General features: G+C 51.3%; 1 protein-coding gene. It reads left to right on the top strand.

Going from position 1 to position 1,700, the window contains the following annotated elements:
• Positions 1–67 precede the first annotated feature (67 nt).
• Positions 68–1,669, top strand: coding sequence for an ABC-F family ATP-binding cassette domain-containing protein (locus RUMCAL_RS07705; RefSeq protein WP_040647537.1), 1,602 nt, complete (start codon positions 68–70; stop codon positions 1,667–1,669).
• Positions 1,670–1,700: the final 31 nt, after the last annotated feature.

Consider the following 1,700-nt stretch of genomic DNA (forward strand, 5'->3'; position numbering starts at 1 on the left):
ACCCTTTTTACTCTTGAAATTGGGGCGTAGGGTCGGCGGCGACCCGCCGCGAAAGGATATGATAATTATGATTACTGTTTCTAACGTTAGTCTGCAATTCGGCGGCGATACGCTGTTCAAAAATGTAGACCTGCAATTCAACCCCGGCAACTGCTACGGTGTTATCGGTGCAAACGGTGCCGGAAAATCCACATTTCTGAAAATTCTCTGCGGTCAGCTGAAACCTACTACCGGTGAAGTGACCATTCCGAAAAATCTCCGCATGAGTGTCCTCAAACAGGATCACTTCGCCTATGATGCCTATACCGTTCTGAATACCATTATTATGGGCAACCAGCGGCTGTACGACATCATGCAGCAGAAAGATGCCCTCTATGCCAAGGAGGATTTTACCGAGGAGGACGGCATTCTGGCTTCTGAACTGGAAGCGGAATTCGCTGAACTGGACGGCTGGGAGGCGGAATCCAACGCTTCCAAGCTGATTCAGGGGCTGGGTCTGCCGGAAAAACTGCTCTATCAGCAAATGGCAGACCTCTCCGGTAATGAAAAGGTGAAAGTCCTGCTGGCACAGGCTCTGTTCGGCAATCCGGATATTATCCTCATGGACGAGCCGACCAACCATCTGGATATTGATGCCATTGCGTGGCTGGAGGACTTTTTGTCCGAGTACTTCGGTACCGTTATCGTGGTTTCCCATGACCGTCACTTCCTCAATGACGTTTGCACCCATATCGTGGATATTGACTATACCAAAATCAAAATGTATGTGGGCAACTACGAATTCTGGTACGAATCCAGCCAGATGATGCAGCGGCTCATCAAACAGCAGAACAAAAAGGTTGAAGATAAAATCGCCGAACTGAAAACCTTTATTGCCCGCTTCTCCGCCAATAAGTCCAAGTCCAAACAGGCGACTTCCCGCCGGAAGCTGCTGGACAACCTGACTGTGGAAGAACTCCCTGCGTCCAGCCGCCGCTATCCTTTTATCGGCTTCGATATGGATCGGGAACTGGGCAAGGAAGTGTTGCAGGTCAGCGGTATCTCCAAGACTGTGGACGGCGTGAAGCTGTTGAACAACGTCAGCTTTACGCTGGGACGCACCGACAAGGTGGCGTTTATCGGCGAGAGCGAACAGGCGATCACCATGCTGTTCAAGATTCTCATGGAGGAAGAACAGCCGGACGAGGGTACGTTCAAATGGGGCGTGTCTACTTCCACTTCCTATTTTCCGGTGGATAACTCCGCATACTTCAACGACAACGATGATTCCATTCTGGACTGGATCCGCCAGTATTCCACATCGGACGAAACCGAAACGTTCCTTCGGGGCTTCCTGGGCAGAATGCTGTTCTCCGGCGATGATATTTATAAGCCGGTCAAGGTGCTGTCCGGCGGCGAAAAGGTTCGCTGCATGTTTGCCCGCATGATGCTGTTCCACTCCAATGTACTGCTTCTGGACAGACCTACCAACCACCTCGATCTGGAGAGCATCACCGCTGTCAATAACGGTCTGGTGAACTTCAAGGGCGTAGTCATTCTGTCTTCCCACGACCACGAGATTCTGGAAACTGTGGCAAACCGCATTATCGAGATCACGCCGGAAGGCTGCATCGACCGGCAGGGCACTTATGAGGAATATCTGGAGTGGAAAAAGGAAAACGGGAAATAAGGCAACACCGCACAAAGCCCGCCTGACGGCT

The sequence above is a fragment of the Ruminococcus callidus ATCC 27760 genome (assembly GCF_000468015.1).
GTDB classification, from domain to species: Bacteria; Bacillota; Clostridia; order Oscillospirales; family Ruminococcaceae; genus Ruminococcus_C; species Ruminococcus_C callidus.

Excerpts from the sequence above, each read along its gene's own strand:
- RUMCAL_RS07705 (WP_040647537.1), top strand. The coding sequence starts at position 68 with ATGATTACTGTTTCTAACGTTAGTCTGCAATTCGGCGGCGATACGCTG.